Origin of the sequence: Arthrobacter sp. SAFR-044 (assembly GCF_051965175.1) — a bacterium.
In the GTDB taxonomy this organism is placed as follows: Bacteria; Actinomycetota; Actinomycetes; order Actinomycetales; family Micrococcaceae; genus Arthrobacter.
Genome location: NZ_JBQCMK010000003.1, coordinates 1 through 18,091, shown reverse-complemented (window position 1 = coordinate 18,091; position 18,091 = coordinate 1). Strand labels below are relative to the sequence as shown.

The window sequence follows — 18,091 nt, the reverse complement described above, 5'->3', positions numbered from 1 at the left end:
AAAAGTAACCCGCAATTACAGGTCCGCTATTGCAAGTCTGCCCCCTACTGCGGACCATATCTGCATAAGCCTGGGGGATCGGTTCAGTGCTTATGACGATACGGGTGAGACCATGCGTAGAAGTAGAGTCCGACAGCGAGTGTCGGAAGGAATCGTCATCGGACTAATCGTCGGCGTAATCACCTTCCTATTTACAGCGTGCTTTGAGCTGCAACGAGCAAACAACGACCAACGAATAGAGAACTTGCGTTTTGTCAGGGAACGCTCTTCTGATGATCCGAACCTTCCTCGTCCGTTCAGAGGCCTGGATCTTGAGAGGCAAAACCTGTCGGGCCTGAGACTTCCGGGTGCGCAACTGGTTAACGCAAACCTAAACGACGCGGACCTGAAGTACGCCTTCCTTCCGGCCGCCGGATTTAATGCGGCCCATCTCGAAGGAGCAGATCTGAGTGATACCACGTTGCACGAGACCAAGTTCATCGCCGCGCACCTGAAGAGCGCCAAGATAGTTCATGCATATGCCATTTCAGCATCCTTTAAAGGGAGCGACTTATCAGGCACTGATTTCAGCAGAAGCTCTCTCCAAGGGGCGGATTTCACCGACGTAAAAAATTTGGATAGCGCCGCCTTGTCTGACGTTTGCTGGGACTCCTCAACCATCTGGCCTGAGGGCTTCACTCCTCCCCCAAGTGCGGAAGCAGTCAACTGCCCCTCCTGAAGCCTGCCTGGCGAGGAACTACGCCCACTGCTCCCACACCGTCAGCTGCAGCCTGACCGTCCCAAGCGAAGCACCGCTGGAAGGGTCGACGCTGGCACCCGCCTCAGCGCCGTCGTCGTCCCTCCCAGCAAGGCCGGCCCTTCCAGCCAAGCGAGCCCAGTGCATCAGGCGCGGACCGCCTGGGCAGGCGTGTCGCAAGTGCGCACCGGCGTCTCCAGCCCCAGCTGCTCCCGGAGCGTGCTGCCCCGATACTCGGTGGGGTACACGCCGCGTTCCTGCAGTTCCGGCACCAGGTGGTTCACGATGTCATCCAGTCCCGTGGGGACCAGCCACGGCGAGATGTTGAACCCGTCCACGGCGCCCACCCGCGCATACTCCGCCAGCTGGTCCGCCACCGCGGTGTAGGAGCCGGTGAAGGTGGAGTCGATCCGCGCTGTCTTTGAGGTGACGAACTGCCGGATGGACAACCCCTTGTCCTTCGCCTCCGCCCGCCACTGGTCCGCCAGCTGCCGGGCCTTGGCACCGTGGAAGCCGCTGCCGCGCGTCTCGGACGTCTCCTCCACCACCGGATCGATCTCCGGCAGAGGCCCGTCCGGGTCGTACGACGACAGCTCCCGCCCCCAGAACTGCTCCAGGTACGCAATGGCCTGCTGCGGGCCGATCTGCAGGCTCCGCACCCACTCCTTCGTTTCCGCTGCCTCGGCTGCGCTGGGCGCCAGGATGAACTCGCTGGCCGGCATGATCTGCACGGCGTTCGCAGCGCGGCCGGCGGCCAGGGAACGCTCCACCAGGTCCTTGCGGAACTTCACGGCGTCGTCGAACTTCGGGTGTGCCGAGAAGATCACGTCCGCCTGCCGGGCCGCGAAGTTTCGGCCCTCCGGCGAATCCCCGGCCTGGAACAGCACCGGCCGGTACTGCGCACTGCGCGGCAAGCGCGGCGTCACATCCACCGTGTAGTGCTGCCCCTCATGGAGCACCCGGCGGGCGGGACCATCCGGAGTCTCCCAGGAATCCCAGATCCGCTTGGCCGTTTCCACGAACGCCTCCGCATGCTTGTACCGGTCCGCGTGGTCCAGGTAGCCGCCGCGGCGGAAGTTCGCCCCGGTCCAGGCGTTGTCAGTGGTCACGATGTTCCACGCCGCGCGCCCACCGGAGATCAGGTCCAGCGAGGCCAGCCGGTGCGCAAGGTCTGCGGGATCGTTGTACGTGGTGTTCTGGGTGGCCACCAGGCCGATGTTCCTGGTCACCGACGCCAAGGCGGCGAGCATGGTCTGGGCGTCCGGGCGCCCCGCCACGTCCAGCGCATGCGGACGGCCCAGGTGTTCCCGGAGGCGGAGTCCCTCGCCCAGGAAGAACGCTGCGAACAGTCCCCGTTCGGCGGTCTGGGCGATGCGGCGGAACGACTCGAAGTCCGTCTGCGAGCCTGATTCGGGGGCCTTCCAGATGGTCCCGGAGTTGACGCCCTGGAAGAAGACGCCGAACTGGATCTGACCGGACGAAACGAAGACCTCGGATTTAGCACGGGTGTGCTGTGTCATTGGATTTTTCCCTTACTTTCCGGTGCCGGCAACGGCAGATGCGTAGCGGCTGGCAGGGCGCGCCAGGCCCAGCAGGTCGCGGAAGGTCCCGTCCTGCACCACCGGACGCAGCGCGCCGCGGCGGCGGAGCTCCGGCAGTACCAGCCGGCCCAGCTCTTCCAGGTCAACAAAGAGCGACGCCGGATGCAGCCGCACGCCGTCGGCCTCCTTAAGGAGGTCCGCGAGGAAGTCCGCGAGACCGGCTGCAGAACCCACGAAAGCCGCCCGGCCGCCGTCGAACGACACACTCCGCACAGCCGCGGCCTGCCCGCGGGAATCCACGACGACGTCGAGCTCGGCAACCAACGCAACGCCCGTGCCCGCCCGGGCCCGCACGTCGCGGACCTCGATGGCGAGGAGCTCAGCCGTTGGCGCGGACACCAGCACGGCATCCACGGAGTTCGCCGGCACAAGGCCCTCACCGATCAAGGAAGCCGGGACCAGCACCGGCAACTGCCCCTGCAGCGGCCGCGGAATGATGGACGGCCCCTTCACGGAATACCCCGCGCCGGCAAAGCCGGCAGGCGTCTCGAAATCCACGTAATGCAGCTTGTCCACGTCGATGTACCGCCCGGTGGCAACATCCCGGATCACGGCGTCGTCCTCCCAAGAATCCCACAGCCGCCGCGATACCTCGATGGACGCGGCGGCCTCCTGCCCCAGCGCGGCACCTGTGACGGAAGAACGTCCGACGGCGGCAGCGGCCTCAGGCGATTCCGCGGCGGACACAATCCACCCGGCCCGGCCGCCGGAGACATAATCCAGGCTGGCCAGTTGCGTGGAGACGTGGAACGGCTCCGTATATACGGTGTCCACCTCCGGGACCAACGCAATGGTTCGGGTTACGGGCCCGGCGAACGCCGCGCGCTGCAGCGCGTTGGCCCGGCCGCGAGCGGGCGCATCGGTGAAGGTGGCGGCATGGAAGCCCGCCGACTCGGCTGCCAGCACGGCGCGGGTGAGGTCCGCGCCGTCCCAGCCGGCGCCGTCGAGCTCGATCGCCAGGAAGCCCGGCTGGCTGGTGTCTTCAGCGTTCATGATGCCTTTCCTGCCTGTGAGGGAGCGGCCGTAGCCTGTGTGGCCGCGTAGTTTTCCGCTGTGATGGTTTTGGATTCCGGCAGCGCCTCCTCGGACAGGCCCCAGCGCTCCAGCACCTTGCCGTAGGAGCCGTCCTTGATGACGGAGTTCAGGGCCTCGGTAATCACCGGCGCGAGCCCGTTGCCGCGCAGCGTGGTGGCAGCCACCAGGGTCTCGGACGGCCAGCCGGCGTTGACCTTGCCCACCACCTTCAGGTCGTCACGCGTGTTCTCCCGGTACACGGTGGACGGGTAGGGCGCGATGTTCAGGTCCGTGCGGCCGGAGGACAGCGCCAGGATGGTGTCCGCGTCGGACGAGTAGTACTGCAGCGTGGCCGCCGCCTTGCCCTTGGCCTCGAGTTCCTTGTTCCAGGCCAGCAGGATCTTCTCCTGGTTGGTGCCGGAGCCCACCGAGACGCGTAGGCCGGAGATGTCATCGGCGCCCTTGATGTCGTAGGTGGAGGACTTCTTCGCTTCGAACCCCATGTAGGCGGCGCGGTAGCTGGCGAAGTCGAACAGCTTCACCCGGTCCTTGTTCACGCCCACGTTGGAGAACACGGCCTCGAAGTCGCCGGACTGGGTCTTCAGCGGCCAGTTCTCCCAGGACGTGACCTGGACGTCCAGGTCGAGGCCCAGCTTGTCCGCTACCAGCTGGGCGATGTCCAGCTCGGAGCCGATGGGTGTCTTGTCGTCTGAGGCGTGGAAGGACAGCGGGATGGACCCGGCGGTGGTGGCGACGGTGAGCTTGCCGTCCTTGCTGATCAGTTCCGGGACCTTGGCGGCGAGCGCGGCGTCCTTGTCAGCCCGGATCCGCTGCTGGTCCGGCGAGGTGTTGTAGACGACGCCGTTGCGGGCCGTCGTCGTCTGTGCCCCTGCGCTGGGGTTGCCGGCGGCGGAGGCGCCGGGGTCAGTGCAGCCGGCGAGCGCGGCTGCGCCCAGGAGTGCGGTGCCAAGGAGGACGACGGCGGGACGCACCGCGGGTGCGCGGCGGCGGCCGCTGATGGGGAAAGCCATGGGAGTTCCTTAGATGTTGAAGGCCGGTTCGAGCACCTTGGAGAAGAAGCTCCGGGTGCGCGGTTCCTGGGGGTTGCTGAAGATGTCCTGCGGGGTGCCCTGTTCCACGATCTGGCCCTGGTCCATGAACACCACGGTGTCCGCCACGTCCCGGGCGAAGCCCATCTCGTGGGTGACGATGATCAGCGTGGTGCCGGACGTGGCGAGCTCGCGGATGACGTCCAGGACCTCGTTGACCAGCTCCGGGTCAAGGGCGGAGGTGGGCTCGTCGAACAGCAGGATCTTGGGGTCCAGGGCCAGCGCGCGGGCAATCGCCACGCGCTGCTGCTGGCCGCCGGAGAGCTGGCGCGGGTAGGCGTCAGCCCGGTCCTTGAGGCCAACCCGGTCCAGCAGTTCCAGGCCGCGGCGGCGGGCTTCCGCCTTGGAGCGTCCCTGCGCTACGACAGGGGCCTCCGCCACGTTCTCCAGCGCGGTGAGGTGCGGGAACAGGTTGAAGCTCTGGAACACCATCCCGATTTCGGTGCGCTGCTTGAGGACGTCCTTTTCGCGGAGCTCATGCAGCCTGTCACCGCGGACCTCGTAGCCCACCAGTTGGCCGTCGATGGTGATGTGGCCGCCGTCGACCTTTTCCAGGTGGTTGATGGTGCGCAGCAGGGTGGACTTGCCGGATCCGGAGGGGCCCACGATCACGGCCACTCCCCCGGGTTCCACCCTGAGGCTGACGCCTTTGAGGACTTCGGTAGCGCCGAAGGATTTGCGGACGCCGGTGAGTTCCACCAGGCCGCGCGTAGCGGTGGGGGCGGTGAGGGTGTCAGTCATCAGGAGTTCCTCCGGGTGGGGACAGCGGCGTGGGTGGCGAAGAACGTGCGGGCCTTCTGCAGGGGCGTCAGCGGCAGGTTCCGCACCGCGCCCTTGGAGTAGTGCCGCTCGATGTAGTACTGGAACACGCTCAGCACGGAGGTGATCACGATGTACCAGAGGGTGGCCACCAGCAGCAGCGGGAGGACCTGCTGCGTGCGGTTGTAGATGACCTGCACCGTGTAGAACAGCTCGGAGTAGGCCAGGACGTAGACGATCGAGGTGCCCTTGACCAGGCCGATGATCTCGTTGAACGCGGTGGGCAGGATGGCGCGCATGGCCTGCGGCAGGACGATCCGGGTGGAGCGGCGCCAGGCCGGGATGCCCAGGGCGGCCGCGGCTTCCAGCTGGCCCTGGTCCACGGACAGGATGCCGCCGCGGATGATCTCCGCCGAGTATGCCGCCTGGTTCAGGGTCAGTCCCAGCACTGCTGCCGCGAACTGGCTGATCAGTGTGGTGGTCTGGACCTCGAAGAACCGGACATCGGTGAACGGGATGCCTAAGCTGATTTTCTCGTACAGGTAGCCCAGGTTGTACCAGAGGAGCATCTGCACCAGCAGCGGCGTGGACCGGAAGATCCAGGAGAACGTCCAGGACACCGAGACCAGCAGCGGCGACGCTGAGAGCCGCATCAGGGCCAGGATGAACCCCAGCACGAACCCGAGGATGCCGGAGATCGCGGTCAGCTTGAGCGTTTCCACCAGCCCGTTGACCACGGACTGGGCGGTGAACCACTGCGCCACCACGCCCCACTCCCAGCGCGGGTTGGTGGCCAGGGACCAGGCCACCGCCAGGACGCCAAGCGCGACGACGGCGGTCCCCACCCAGCGCCACGGATGCTTTGCTGCCACTACCCGGTAGGACGAGTAGTCCGGGGCCTCCCGGGCGGCCGCCCCACCTTCCGGCCGTCCGGTTTTCGGTGGCGCTTCCGCCGGCGGTGCCGGCTGCGGCTGTTGTGACTGCGCCACCGTCGTTGCTGCTGAACTCATGTGCCACCTCGCTTCTCGTCGTGGGATCAGGTCGGGCCGTTTCCCGGGGGCTGGGACCGAGCGGCCCGTTGCTGGCTGCAAATCTAGGACCGGCCGGAACGGGCCAGCAAGGCGCGCAGTTGCATAAGTTCACGGGGCTTCGTGCGGCGTCATGAGTCGGTTTTTTGCGTCCCGTAACGTGCCATGACGCGGGATTAACGGGCGTGACCAGGCGCTCGACCGCCGTCGACACGGCTGCCTAGCATGGGCACTCAATCCAGCCCCGGCCGTCAGGAGCACCCATGCCAGCCACCATCCCGGCGATCGTCTTCATTGGCGGCGGACCACGCACGGCGGGTGTGCTCGAACGGATCGCCGCCAATAGGCCTGAGGTCTTCGCGGGCCCGCTGCAGATCCATGTGGTGGAGCCGCATGTGCCGGGTTCGGGCCGCATCTGGCGCTACGACCAGGACCCAGGGCTCCTGCTGAACTCCATGGCGGCGGACATCACCATGTTCACGGACGCGTCCGTGGAGTGCGAGGGCCCCGCCGCACCAGGTCCAGGGCTCGCCGAATGGGCCGCCGGCGTGCTGGACACCTCCATCCTCGACGTCCCTGACTTCCCGCAGCAGCTCCGGGACCAGCTGCGGTCCCTCACCGGCGCCACCTTCCCCACCCGTCAGCTGCAGAGCCAGTACCTGGAGTGGTTCTTCCGCCGGACTGCCAAATCGCTAGGTCGCAGTGTGACGGTCCACCGGACCACCGCCCTCGGCATTGCCGCTGTGGATGGCGGCCATGAGGTGGAGCTCGCCAATGGCCGGACGCTGCACGCTGACATCGTTGTCACCGCCGTGGGTCACACGGACTCCCGCCCCGACGCCGTCTCCGCCGGGTTCTCGGACTTCGCCGCCCGGCACGGCGGCTACCACGCGGCACCCAGCTACACCACCGACGTCGACTACTCCCCCATCGCCCCCGGGCAGGACGTGATCGTTGCCGGGATGGGCCTGGCGTTCGTTGACCTGCTTGTCCTCCTCATGGAGGGACGCGGCGGCAGGTTCGAGGAAACGGACGACGGCGGGCTGCGCTACCTTCCGTCCGGACGTGAACCACGGCTGTGGGCAGGGTCGCGCCGCGGGGTGCCGTACCACTCGAAGATTTCCTCGACCCTGCGCGGCCAGGCTCCGGGACCGCTGCGCTTCTTCACTGCTGCCGCCGTGGATGCCCTCCTGGACGCCCACGGCGAACTGGACTTCCGTGAACACCTGTGGCCGCTCATCGCGAAGGAAGCCGGCTACTACTACTACCGGGAACTCCTCACCGGCAGCCCCGAACGGGGTGCCATGGAGTGGGAGGTGTTTGCCGCCCGCTACTCGGAGGTGGACTGGTACAGCGGCGGGCGCGCGGACCTCGTGGCGGCCGCCGTGCCGGACCGGGGCCTGCACCTGGACCTGGAGCGGCTGGACCGGCCCTTGGGTGGTGTCCGCTTTGCCGGCCACCAGGATGTACAGGATGCCGTGGCCGGGTACATAGAAGATGACCTGGCCCTGCGCGACAGCCCCGACCATCCGGAAACCCTCGCACTGTTCCTCGCCCTGCTGCACGTGTACATGGAGGTGGGGCGCGTGGTCCCGGCGGAGCGCCTCAACGCGAAGTCCCAGCAGGTCATTCACGGCTGGTGGCATGGCTTCTTCAGCTTCGTGGACTCCGGTCCGCCGCCGCACCGCCTCCGCCAGATACTGGCGCTGCACCGGGCCGGACTGCTGCAGTTCCTCGGCCCCGGCCTGGACGTCGCGGCCGACGAAGCCACCGGAAGGTTCCGGGCTACATCACCCCAATCCGGGGTTTCGGTTTCCGCCACGGCGCTGATCGAGGCGCGGCTGCCGGCCACCTCGGTGGCCCGCTCCCTCAACCCGGTGCTTTCCTCGCTGTATCGGAGCGGACTGGGCAGCGAGCAGCAGCTGCTGACCTCGGATGGGATCCACTCCACCGGGAAGCTGCTGGTCTCCTCCGGGCACCACCTGGTTGACGCGGATGGCCGGGCCCAGGCCACCCTCTTCGGCGTCGGGCCCGGAACATCCGGCTGGGGTGCCGGCGCCTTTGCCAGGCCCAACACCAACGCGGCGCCCTTCCGCGAGAATGATGCCCTGGCCCGCACCATCCTCGGCCTTGCCCGGGACGTCGCTGCCCGGGCCACAATTACTCCAGAACCAGCCGCCGTCGGAAAGAGTTGACCAGTGACAAGGAATGACCAGTGACCGCAGAACCCTGCCTCCGTCCCGTCCCTCTCAGCCCCAGGCCACTGGATTCCGCCAGGCTCTCGGTCCTCAGACTGCCCATGGATGATCCCCGGGTCCGGCCGCTCCTGGACGAGCTCGCCGTCGAATATGACACCCGGTACGGGGACCTGTCCGGGCGCACGGCCGCCGCGGACGAGCTGAACCGCTACCCCGCGGCCGAATTCGAGGAGCCGCACGGCGCGCTCCTGGTGGTCCAGGAGGACGGCGAGTCGATCGCCGGAGGCGCGTTCCGCCGCTACGACGAAACCACCGCGGAACTGAAGCGGATCTGGACACACTCGGCCCACCGCCGTCGTGGTCTGGGACGCTTGGTGCTGGCCGAACTCGAAGACCTCGCCGCCGCCCGCGGCTACTCCAGGCTGTACCTGACCACCGGGCCACGGCAGCCCGAGGCCAAGCACCTGTACTTGAACGCCGGATACCAAGCGCAGTTCGACCTGGACGCCGACCCGGAAACCATCGGGCCGCTGGCGTTCACCAAGGACCTGCCGAAAAATTGACTGCCCGGTCTGCCCGCGAGGCGGGGCAGCCGCCGCTAAGCTGGCGCCATGGCCACCAAAACCACAGCAGAGAAGCTTGCCACCATCCAGCAGGGCTACACGCTGGAAGGCGCCACGATCGAACTGGGGGCCGCCATCATCGACGGCGAGCTCCACAAGGACGCGCCGGTGCGGCTGCCGCTGGCCATGATGAACCGGCATGGGCTTGTGGCCGGCGCCACCGGTACCGGCAAGACCGTGACGCTGCACATGATGGCCGAGCAGCTGTCCACGGCGGGCGTGCCCGTGTTCCTGGCCGACATCAAAGGTGACCTCTCCGGCCTGGCGACGGCCGCCGTCGGCAGCGACAAACTCAGGGCCCGTACGGACAGCATCGGCCAGGCGTGGGAGGGCAAGACCTTCCCCGTGGAGTTCCTGGCGCTCGGCGGCGACGGCAACGGCGTCCCGGTCCGCGCCACCGTGACTTCGTTCGGTCCCATCCTGCTGTCGCGGATCATGGAACTGAATGACACGCAGGAGTCCAGCCTGCAGCTGGTGTTCTATTTTGCGGACAAGAACGGCCTGGAGCTGATCGATCTCAAGGACCTCCGCGCCGTGATCCAGTTCCTCACCTCTGACGAGGGCAAGGACAAGCTCGAGGAACTCGGCGGCCTGTCCAAGGCCACCGCCGGCGTCATCCTGCGGGAGATCGTGAACCTGGAGGCGCAGGGGCTGGAAAAGTTCTTCGGCGAGCCGGAGTTCGACACCGCCGAGCTGCTGCGGACCGCCCCCGACGGCCGCGGCGTGGTCACCTGCCTGGAGCTCCCGACCCTGCAGACCAAGCCCATGCTGTTCTCCACGTTCCTCATGTGGCTGCTGGCAGACCTGTTCGAGGACCTCCCCGAGGCCGGCGACCTGGACAAACCCAAGCTCGTGTTCTTCCTCGACGAAGCCCACCTGCTGTTCAACGGCGCCACCAAAGCCTTCCTGGACGCCATCACCACCACCGTCCGGCTGATCCGGTCCAAGGGCGTAGGCATCTTCTTTGTGACCCAGACTCCCAAGGATGTCCCCGCCGATGTGCTGGGGCAGCTGGCCAACCGGGTCCAGCACGCCCTGCGCGCATTTACCCCGGAGGACGCCAAGGCCCTCAAGGCCACGGTGTCCACCTTCCCCCTGAGCGACTACGACCTGGAAGAGACGCTGACTTCGGCGGGCATTGGCGAGGCTGTCATCACCGTCATGAACGAAAAGGGCGCGCCCACTCCCGTGGCGCTCACCCGGCTGCGGGCCCCGGAATCCGTCATGGGCCCCAGCGAGGACGCCCTGGTCCGGAGCACGGTGGCGGGTTCGGCGCTGCTGGGCAAGTACGGAACTGCGGTGGACAACCCCTCCGCCTATGAGAAGCTCACCGGCAAGGCCGCCGCCTCCACAGGACCGGCGGCACCTGAGCCTGACCGGGCACCTGCCACTCCTTCAGCTCCGGGCGCTCCGGGCGCGTACGACGTTGACGCCGAGGCCCGCCGGATCGAGGAGGAGATCCTGGGCAGGCCCAGCAGCAGGCCCGCGCAGGCACCCGAACCCCAATACAGTGAGCCTCAATACGACGAACCGCGGGCCTCCGAAGCGCGGGAGTCCAAGCCGCGGGCCAAGGCCACCCGGACGCGCCAGCCCCAGCCCCAACAGCCCGAGCCGCAGCCGGGCGGCATGATGGGCGACCTGGGCGGCGTACTCGGGGGTGCCCTGGGCGGCGGCCTGAAGAGCATGGCGCGGTCCATGGGTACCCAGTTGGGACGTGAACTGCTCCGCGGAGTGTTCGGAACCTCGTCCCGGCGACGTCGCCGCTGACCCCGCCACCGGTGTCCGGGGAGGCTGCCCAGGGTTCCTGTTGAGGCTGTCCCGGGTGCCGCCGTCGGGCGTTAACCGGGTGGTGCCGTGCACATTAGGGGGGACACCAACTTTAGAGTGCGTCCGCACTGACGTTACTGTGTAGAACGTGCAGATGAGTCAAGCGTTGGTGAGGATCGCGGCCGGATGGCTGCTGGGCCTCATGCTTGCCGTCGCCGGAGCCATTGTGGCCATCAACGTTGTGAACAACACCGTGGCCAGCCCGCAGCAGCCTGTCAGGGAATACCTGGACGCGCTCAGGAGCGGGGACGGCGGACGTGCGCTGGGGCTCCTCCGGGCCGCGGTTCCGCCCAGCAACGCCGCCATGCTGGACGGCACCGGCTTGCAGACGGCAGCCTCTCGCGTCACGAATGTGTCCATCGGGGACCCCCAGGAACGCCCGGGAAACCAGGTCATGGTCCCGATGGAATACACCATTGACGGCAGCCGGCTGCACACGGAATTCCTGCTGCAGAAGACCGGTACCGAGTGGCTGTTCTTCAACACGTGGGCATTCGTCCCGTCACGGCTGCCCACCGTAGATATCACCGTGGTCAATGGCAACGAGGCCGTGGTCAACGGCGTTCCGGTGAACATGCCCAACGGCCGCAATTCCTTTGCCGTGTTCTACCCCGGCGAGTACGAGGCCTCCCTGGACGGGCAGTACTTCTCGGCTCCCGCCACGCGTGCCACCGTCACCGCCAAGGACGCCCCGGTGGCGCCGCTGAACCTGCTGACCCAGGCCACTGACAAGCTGAAGAACGATGTTGCCGCCAAGGTCAGGGAATTCCTGGACGGCTGCGCGGCCGAAGCCATCAAGGAGCAGAAGCTCCAGCCGGACTGCCCTTTCTATTACGCCAGCAACAACCGGGTCCAGGACGGCAGCATCCGGTGGAGCGTCACCGAATACCCGAATGTCTCGGTGGAGCCTTTTGACGGCCGATGGGTGGTCTCGCCGCTGGACGGCAAAGCCAAAGTCGAGGCGCTCCAGCAAAACGCCTTCACCGGGGCCTGGTACCCGCTGGACGCCGAGGTGGACTTCAGCTTCACCACCCGCCTGGACGTATCGGGCGACACGGTCAAGGTCACCCCGCAGCTGAGCTTCTAGCCCTGTCCCTGCCACCTGCGCCAGACTGGCCCAGTTTTGAAGCCATGCGGGACGGGTTGTTCACTGTCCTAGGCCCAATCCAGCCGAAATCTGGGCTGGTTTGGCAGAGGCCACCGCAGTGAGCCCCGGGCCAGCACCTCCCGGACCTGCGCCAGGACGGAGTCAGGCGCATAAACCACGTCATCGTAGAAGAACCTAAGCACAGGCAATCCGTGACGGACCGCCTGGTTGTCCCTGCGGCGGTCCTTTTTGAATTGCCGGGGTTCAAGGTGGAAGGCGATTCCATCGATTTCCACAATCAGGAAACCCTCCAGCAGGAAGTCCACCCGGCCAATGCCGTCTATCCACACCTGCGTCTCGGTGGCTATGCCGGCTTCCCTGAACAGCACCCGGGCCAAGGTTTCCAGGAGAGAGTCTGCGCCGCGTTCAACCTGTGACACCACGTTCCGTGCCTTGCCGGACCGGTTGCCGTTCAGATGGCGGAACAGGAAGGACGGCTCAATGTCCCCTCTGTTGTAGGCGCACTCCACCATGACCAGCGACTCGAGTTCAGGCAGGCACAGCAGCGCGTGCAGCAGGACGTCGGGCAGTGCGGCAAGGGTCCGATGATGGGCCTGCTGTGTCAACGGAAGTCGGTGGCTGACACAGCGGGCTGCACTTCTCCCGTTGCTCTGCCAGTAGTGGGGCCGCGGCGGGGGTTGAAGCTGCCAGAGACCGTACTGCGAGGCGGCGGACGCGCAGGTCAGGAGGCTCCGGGCCAGTCCTGCTGCCACCAGTTCGGCGTCAGCACCGGGAAGGGCCAGCAGCCCGCGCTCCAGCCGCACCACATGGCCGCTACGGATTGCGCGTCGGATGTCCGTATCCGTTGCACCGGCGGCGATAACGTCACGCCGCAGCAGCACTCCTCCAGCCGATTTGAGGATTTCCGCAGGTTCCATCACGCCACGATGTCTGCTCCGTGTGGCCGGCGACAGGCATCACGGGCGCCATGTGGACAAACCGCTCCCCAGACCAGCCCAGTTTTCGGGCTGCTGGAACAGAACCGGCCCGGTCTTCAGGCCTTAACAGTCTGAAAACCGGGCCAGTGCGGCACAACCTTCGCCGGGTCAGTCCATCCCGCGCAGGTCGAGGACCAGTTCGGTGTCGCCGTCGGCCTGCAGGACTACCGGGATGCCCCAGTCCTGCTGGTACAGGTGGCACGCGGCGTGGTCCGGGATCTCGCCGTCCTCGGTTTCGGGGCCGTCGCAGGCCGCGGCGCGGGCGGTAATGTGCAGCACGCCTTCCGGAACGTCCGCGGACAGCTCCAGGGTCCGCAGCAGGCCCACGGAGGTTCCGCCACCGGATACCAGTAATTCGGGCGGCGTGGAGGAGATCTTCAGCTGCGTGGGATCGCCCCAGCGGTCATCGAGCTTCTGCCCGGTGGGAGCCGTGAAGCGGACGGTCAGGTCCAGCGTGCCCGGCGCCACGGGGCTCTTGGGCCGGTGGGTCTGGGAGGCGCCCTCATCCACCTGCTGCGCTTCCTTGGGGATGGGAACGTACACCAGCTGGTGCTTGTTTGCCTCGACCACCACCAGGAGGGGCTCCGAGCCCGCGGACTGGGTGTGGTCCACAATCACGTCGGACGGTTCGGACAGGCCGCGGGCCAGCGTGGACACGGTGCCGGACGCGGGGTCGTAGCGGCGCACGGCGCCGTTATAGGTGTCCGCGATCGCCACGGAGCCGTCCGGCAGGACGGTCACGCCGAGCGGGTGCTGCAGCCGTGCCTCGGCGGCGGGGCCGTCGCGGAAGCCGAAGTCGAACAGGCCCTTGCCTACGGCGGACTCCACGGTGATGGACGCATCGTCAGCGATAACCAGCTTGCGGAGTGCCGAGGTTTCGGAGTCTGCCACCCAGATGTTGCCGTCCGCATCCTCGGCCAGGCCGGAGGACTGGGCGAACCAGGACTCGTGGGCGGGACCGTCGAGGAGCCCTTCCAGGCCGTTGCCGGCGATGATCGATACGGCGCCGGTGACGGGGTCGAAGCTGAAGATCTGGTGTGTCCCGGCCATGGCCACTACCACCGCATTGAGCTTGCGCGACCACACCACATCCCACGGCGAGCTCAGCGCAACTTCCAGCGGGTCGGTGCCCAGCGAGCCGCTGAAGCCCGCGCCGTCCTCATCCACCCGCGCCGGGCCGGTTTCCAGCAGGCGCTGGATGCCGTTGCCGGCCAGGGTGGAAGCCTTGCCGTCCGTGAGCGACAGTCCCCGCAGGCGGTGGTTGACAGAGTCTGCAATGACGACGTCGTAGCCCGCCTTGGCTGCCACGTCTTCCGGGAGCAGGACCAGGCCCTGGGGCTCATTGAACTGGGCGCTGGCGGTGTCCCCCGCGGCGGGTCCGTCGGCGTAGCCCTTGGTGCCCGATCCGAAGGTGGCCAGGACGGTTTCGAAGTCGGTGCCGAGCTCCACCAGGCGGTGGTGGCCGGTGTCGGTGACCAGCCAGGATCCCTTGTCGGCAGCAACGGACGCCGCGGCACCTGCTGGCGCGCCGCCGTCGGCCGTTCCAGCCGTGGACCCGCGCCCCGGCGGGAGGAAGAGTGCCTTGCCGGGGAAGCGCAGGGTACCGGACGTCGCCTCGGGGGCCACGTAGGGGCCGGAGCCGCGGTGCAGGGTGCCCTTGGCCTCGTGCTCGGCGATGAGTTCGGGGATCAGCACCGCGAGCCCGTCCGCGTGGCCTTCGCCCGAAAGGTGCGCCACGATGTAGCCCTCGGGGTCGATGACCACCAGGGTGGGCCAGGCGCGGGCGGTGTACGCCTTCCAGGTGTCCAGCTCGGGGTCGTCCAGGACAGGGTGGTGGATCTCGTACCGCTCCACCGCTGCGGCCAGGGCCACCGGGTCCGCCTCGTGCTCAAACTTGGGCGAGTGGACTCCCACGGTGACCAGGACGTCCGAGTACTGCTGCTCGAGCGGCCGCAGCTCATCGAGGACGTGCAGGCAGTTGATGCAGCAGAAGGTCCAGAAATCGAGGAGCACGATCTTGCCGCGCAGGGCTTCAAGGTCCAGGGACTTGCCACCGGTGTTCAACCAGTTGCGGCCCACCAGTTCGGAGGCCCGGACCCGGGCATGGGTGCGTACGGTTTCGCTCATCAGCGTCCTTCCAGCTTGTTGCGTTCAGCCAGCTTGGCGTCGCGTTCGGCCAATTTGGCAAACATATCGTTGTAAGCGGTCAGATCGGCGTCGTTATTCCTGTCCGCCGCACGGTCAACCCGTTTGGTCTCCCGCTGGTCCGACCTGGACCACATGACGGCGACGCCTATCGCCACCAGCAGCGTTGGCACCTCGCCAATGCCCCACGCCACCGCGCCGCCGGCCTGCTGGTCAAGGAGGGCCGATGGTCCCCAGGTACGGCCCAGGTTGCCGAAGTAGTCCGCTGCCATCAGGCCTGTGCCGCCCATGATGGACACACCGAAGAAGGCGTGGAAGCCCATGGTGGCCAGGAGGAGCAGCAGCCGCATGGGATACGGGGCCCGGCGCGGCAGCGGGTCCGTACCGATCATGCTCAGCACGAAGATGTATCCGGTGAGCAGGAAGTGCAGGTTCATCAGTTCGTGGCCCACGTGCTCGCGCATGGCGAAGCCGAACAGGTCCGAGTAGTAAAACAGGATGATGGAACCGGCAAAATTGGCAGCCGCGAACAGCGGATGGGTGACCAGCTGCGAGAACTTCGAGTGGACGAAGACCAAGAGCCACTCGCGGGAGCCGCGGGAGCCGTCGCCGCGGGCGGGCAGGGCACGCAGGGCCAGGGTCACCGGCGCACCCAGCACCAGGAAGATCGGGGCCACCATGGTCAGCGCCATATGGTCCACCATGTGCGCGGAAAACAGGATGCGGCCATAGACCGACGGCGGCCCGGACGTGATGTACGTCAGCACCACCAGGCCGATGACCCAGTTCACGGACCGGAACCACTGCCAGGAGTCGCCGCGCCGGCGGACTTTGGCAACGCCCAGGAAGTAGGTGACCAGGCCGAAGAGGGCCACGCCGACCCAGATCCAGTCCAGGCGCCACTCAGTGAGCCAGCGTTCCGGCGTGAGCTCAGGGGGCAGGTCGTAGCCGCTGAGGATGAAGGCCGGTGAGGCATTGGGCGCCAGTTCCGTTGGCTGCGGTGGGGCTGAACGGCCCAGGGCCACGGCGATGCCCGACGTGGCGCCCATGACCAGCAGCTCCGCCAGGACCAGTTGCCACAGCACCCGCCGTGAAGACATGGTGGCCCCCTTGCGGCCCAGCTGCGGGATGACCCACTGCCGGTGCATGAAGCCGATGCCGCCGAGGACCACTGCCGCTGCTGTTTTGGCCAGGATCAGCTGCCCGTAAGCGGAGCCGAAAAGATCCGACCAGCTGGTGACGCGGATGCTGGCGTTGATGATTCCCGAGGCGAAGACCAGGACAAAAGCGAAGCCAGCCAGGGTCGAGAAGCGGCGCAGCGTGGGCTCGGTGATGTCTGTTGCTGTCCCCGGTTTGCTGCCTGTCAGGATGCCGGACAGCAGGGCCAGGATGATGATGCCGCCCACCCAGGTGCTGACACCGAGCAGGTGCAGTCCGAGCGAGTTGATGGCGCCCTCGTGGTCCGACGAGCTGGAGGAGTGTCCGATCAGGGCCGTGGGCACCAGGCCGATGAGGGCCAGGATGAGGGTAAGGGCCAGGCCGCCGAGGGACCGGACGCCGAACAGCGCGGTTGTCACCACTGCGGCAATGATGGTGACGGCAAGCCAGGCCCGGCCCGTATCGATGTCCGTCATGAAATAGACCAGGGCCTGGGTAAAGGCGGGATCACCGGACAGCCCTTGACCGGCGACGTCTGCGTAGGTGAGCACCAGGACCGCGATGGCGGACAAGGTCCACACCGCGCCCGCGGCGGCAGCCACAGCCAGCACGCGGGTGAACGCGGGATGCTCGGCCGCGCCGCCTGCGGGTGCTTCCCGGCCCCGGCCACGCGCGTTGAGGTTTTTCGGGAGGATGCCGACGGCGAAGATCAGGCCGCCGACGACGGTCGCCAGGGACACGTTGTGGATAGCCTTGCTGATGGGCAGCCCCCAGCGGACCAGGGCTCCCGGATCAGCGACGCTGCGGGCCGCTGCTGCACCGGAGAAGATCAGTGCTGCCGCGAGGCCCAGGAAAAGCGCTGCCAGGCCTGCCAGCTGCCAGGGCACGGGGATCCCCCGGCTTCCGGCGTCCCGGACCGCAGCTCCCTTGCCAGGATTGGTCTGGGGAGGTGTGGAACGTGGTTTTGCGGCAGAAGACACCGTTCCATTGTCCGCTACGCCCGCCCGGGCGGCGAATCCGGGTTAAACGCCAAGGAGCGGCAACCTGTGGGGTTGCCGCTCCTTTTCCGGCCGGCTGTGTGCCGGCCGGGAATAAGCTCTACTTCTTGGAGACTGCGGCCTTCAGCTTGGAGCCGGCGGTCAGCTTAACGCTGTGGCCTGCTGCAATCTGGATGGTTTCGCCGGTCTGGGGGTTGCGGCCGGTGCGCGCTGCGCGGTCGGTACGCTCAACGGCGAGCCAGCCCGGGATGGTGATCTTCTCGCCGGCGGCGACAGAAGTCTCGAAAACCTCGAACAGTGCGTCGAGGACGGAGTTGACGGCAGCCTGGCTGGTGCCGGCCTTGCCAGCTACCTCTGCAACAAGTTCACTACGGTTCTTAGCCATTGATGTCCTCCTGGACGGTTCTGATTCTGGAGCCTGCACACGGCATGCGCGCAGGCCACTGTTCGAAAACTTACCAGCTTGGGCGGTTGCGGGCCGCAAATTCCGCGTGTTTCCGCCACTTTTTGAGGTTAATCACCGATTCTTCGGGCGTTTTCACCTTCTTCAACCCATCACGGGCATCGCGCAGCACAGCGGTCCACGCTTGGGTAACAGGTAAGTACGACGGCGGCCGGCACCTCCCAGCCACTGGCCGCCAAGATCAATGTCCAGAAGGCCCGCGACGTGCGGTGTTGTGGTGGTTAAAGTCGGAGGGCCCTGACATTCCTTGTCAGGGCCCTCCATTAATGATGTTCCGGCGGTGACCTACTCTCCCACACCCTCCCGGGTGCAGTACCATCGGCGCTGTGGGTCTTAGCTTCCGGGTT

General features: G+C 66.9%; 14 protein-coding genes and 1 rRNA gene. 5 read left to right on the top strand and 10 right to left on the bottom strand.

The window, feature by feature from the left end:
* The first annotated feature begins 139 nt into the window (after positions 1-139).
* The gene (locus tag ACTHQS_RS05185; protein ID WP_440166702.1) at positions 140-718 is read left to right on the top strand and encodes a pentapeptide repeat-containing protein; all 579 of its coding nucleotides are present in this window, start codon (positions 140-142) and stop codon (positions 716-718) included.
* 164 nt (positions 719-882) lie between these two features.
* Here the strand turns inward: ACTHQS_RS05185 and ACTHQS_RS05180 are convergent, their stop codons facing one another.
* From ACTHQS_RS05180 to ACTHQS_RS05160, 5 genes are read right to left on the bottom strand one after another with little or no spacing between them, the layout of a single operon-like run.
* Positions 883-2,256 carry an NtaA/DmoA family FMN-dependent monooxygenase gene (locus ACTHQS_RS05180; protein WP_440166700.1) on the bottom strand — a complete coding sequence of 458 codons (1,374 nt, stop codon included), beginning with the start codon at positions 2,254-2,256 and terminating at the stop codon, positions 883-885.
* 12 nt (positions 2,257-2,268) lie between these two features.
* Positions 2,269-3,330 (bottom strand): LLM class flavin-dependent oxidoreductase, encoded by a 1,062-nt coding sequence (locus tag ACTHQS_RS05175; RefSeq protein ID WP_440166698.1) that lies wholly within the window; start codon positions 3,328-3,330, stop codon positions 2,269-2,271.
* Positions 3,327-4,382, bottom strand: a complete 1,056-nt coding sequence (locus tag ACTHQS_RS05170; protein WP_440166696.1) for an ABC transporter substrate-binding protein — start codon at positions 4,380-4,382, stop codon at positions 3,327-3,329. The genes ACTHQS_RS05175 and ACTHQS_RS05170 overlap by 4 nt, the downstream gene beginning before the upstream one ends.
* A 9-nt stretch (positions 4,383-4,391) precedes the next feature.
* Positions 4,392-5,201: an amino acid ABC transporter ATP-binding protein gene (locus ACTHQS_RS05165; protein ID WP_440166694.1), complete on the bottom strand. Its 810-nt coding sequence runs from the start codon at positions 5,199-5,201 to the stop codon at positions 4,392-4,394.
* Positions 5,201-6,229, bottom strand: coding sequence for an amino acid ABC transporter permease (locus tag ACTHQS_RS05160; RefSeq protein WP_440166692.1), 1,029 nt, complete (start codon positions 6,227-6,229; stop codon positions 5,201-5,203). The genes ACTHQS_RS05165 and ACTHQS_RS05160 overlap by 1 nt, the downstream gene beginning before the upstream one ends.
* Before the next feature lie 281 nt (positions 6,230-6,510).
* Between ACTHQS_RS05160 and ACTHQS_RS05155 the strand changes: the two genes are divergently transcribed.
* The 4 genes from ACTHQS_RS05155 to ACTHQS_RS05140 all read left to right on the top strand — a co-directional run bounded on the left by ACTHQS_RS05155 (position 6,511) and on the right by ACTHQS_RS05140 (position 11,982).
* A complete protein-coding gene (locus tag ACTHQS_RS05155) occupies positions 6,511-8,442 on the top strand; it encodes an FAD/NAD(P)-binding protein (RefSeq protein WP_440166690.1) in 1,932 nt (643 codons plus the stop codon).
* Positions 8,443-8,462: 20 nt separating this feature from the next.
* Positions 8,463-9,008 (top strand): GNAT family N-acetyltransferase, encoded by a 546-nt coding sequence (locus ACTHQS_RS05150; RefSeq protein WP_440166688.1) that lies wholly within the window; start codon positions 8,463-8,465, stop codon positions 9,006-9,008.
* Between the two features lie 48 nt (positions 9,009-9,056).
* Positions 9,057-10,835: a helicase HerA-like domain-containing protein gene (locus tag ACTHQS_RS05145; RefSeq protein WP_440166686.1), complete on the top strand. Its 1,779-nt coding sequence runs from the start codon at positions 9,057-9,059 to the stop codon at positions 10,833-10,835.
* Positions 10,836-10,989: 154 nt separating this feature from the next.
* Positions 10,990-11,982, top strand: coding sequence for a hypothetical protein (locus tag ACTHQS_RS05140; protein ID WP_440166684.1), 993 nt, complete (start codon positions 10,990-10,992; stop codon positions 11,980-11,982).
* Between the two features lie 68 nt (positions 11,983-12,050).
* Here the strand turns inward: ACTHQS_RS05140 and ACTHQS_RS05135 are convergent, their stop codons facing one another.
* The 5 genes from ACTHQS_RS05135 to rrf all read right to left on the bottom strand — a co-directional run.
* Positions 12,051-12,920 carry a type IV toxin-antitoxin system AbiEi family antitoxin domain-containing protein gene (locus ACTHQS_RS05135; RefSeq protein ID WP_440166682.1) on the bottom strand — a complete coding sequence of 290 codons (870 nt, stop codon included), beginning with the start codon at positions 12,918-12,920 and terminating at the stop codon, positions 12,051-12,053.
* Between the two features lie 168 nt (positions 12,921-13,088).
* Positions 13,089-15,107, bottom strand: a complete 2,019-nt coding sequence (locus ACTHQS_RS05130; RefSeq protein WP_440166680.1) for an NHL domain-containing thioredoxin family protein — start codon at positions 15,105-15,107, stop codon at positions 13,089-13,091.
* The gene (locus ACTHQS_RS05125) at positions 15,107-17,263 is read right to left on the bottom strand and encodes a cytochrome c oxidase assembly protein (RefSeq protein ID WP_440166678.1); all 2,157 of its coding nucleotides are present in this window, start codon (positions 17,261-17,263) and stop codon (positions 15,107-15,109) included. The genes ACTHQS_RS05130 and ACTHQS_RS05125 overlap by 1 nt, the downstream gene beginning before the upstream one ends.
* A 118-nt stretch (positions 17,264-17,381) precedes the next feature.
* The gene (locus ACTHQS_RS05120) at positions 17,382-17,666 is read right to left on the bottom strand and encodes an HU family DNA-binding protein (RefSeq protein WP_011693739.1); all 285 of its coding nucleotides are present in this window, start codon (positions 17,664-17,666) and stop codon (positions 17,382-17,384) included.
* A 350-nt stretch (positions 17,667-18,016) separates the two neighbouring features.
* Positions 18,017-18,091, bottom strand: a 5S ribosomal RNA gene (gene rrf / locus ACTHQS_RS05115); the annotation flags it as partial.

Bases quoted from the DNA above. Each gene is read 5' to 3' on its own strand.
- ACTHQS_RS05180 (WP_440166700.1), bottom strand. From the start codon at position 2,256: ATGACACAGCACACCCGTGCTAAATCCGAGGTCTTCGTTTCGTCCGGT.
- ACTHQS_RS05175 (WP_440166698.1), bottom strand. From the start codon at position 3,330: ATGAACGCTGAAGACACCAGCCAGCCGGGCTTCCTGGCGATCGAGCTC.
- ACTHQS_RS05170 (WP_440166696.1), bottom strand. From the start codon at position 4,382: ATGGCTTTCCCCATCAGCGGCCGCCGCCGCGCACCCGCGGTGCGTCCC.
- ACTHQS_RS05165 (WP_440166694.1), bottom strand. From the start codon at position 5,201: ATGACTGACACCCTCACCGCCCCCACCGCTACGCGCGGCCTGGTGGAA.
- ACTHQS_RS05160 (WP_440166692.1), bottom strand. From the start codon at position 6,229: ATGAGTTCAGCAGCAACGACGGTGGCGCAGTCACAACAGCCGCAGCCG.
- ACTHQS_RS05155 (WP_440166690.1), top strand. From the start codon at position 6,511: ATGCCAGCCACCATCCCGGCGATCGTCTTCATTGGCGGCGGACCACGC.
- ACTHQS_RS05145 (WP_440166686.1), top strand. From the start codon at position 9,057: ATGGCCACCAAAACCACAGCAGAGAAGCTTGCCACCATCCAGCAGGGC.
- ACTHQS_RS05140 (WP_440166684.1), top strand. From the start codon at position 10,990: ATGAGTCAAGCGTTGGTGAGGATCGCGGCCGGATGGCTGCTGGGCCTC.
- ACTHQS_RS05135 (WP_440166682.1), bottom strand. From the start codon at position 12,920: ATGGAACCTGCGGAAATCCTCAAATCGGCTGGAGGAGTGCTGCTGCGG.
- ACTHQS_RS05130 (WP_440166680.1), bottom strand. From the start codon at position 15,107: ATGAGCGAAACCGTACGCACCCATGCCCGGGTCCGGGCCTCCGAACTG.
- ACTHQS_RS05120 (WP_011693739.1), bottom strand. From the start codon at position 17,666: ATGGCTAAGAACCGTAGTGAACTTGTTGCAGAGGTAGCTGGCAAGGCC.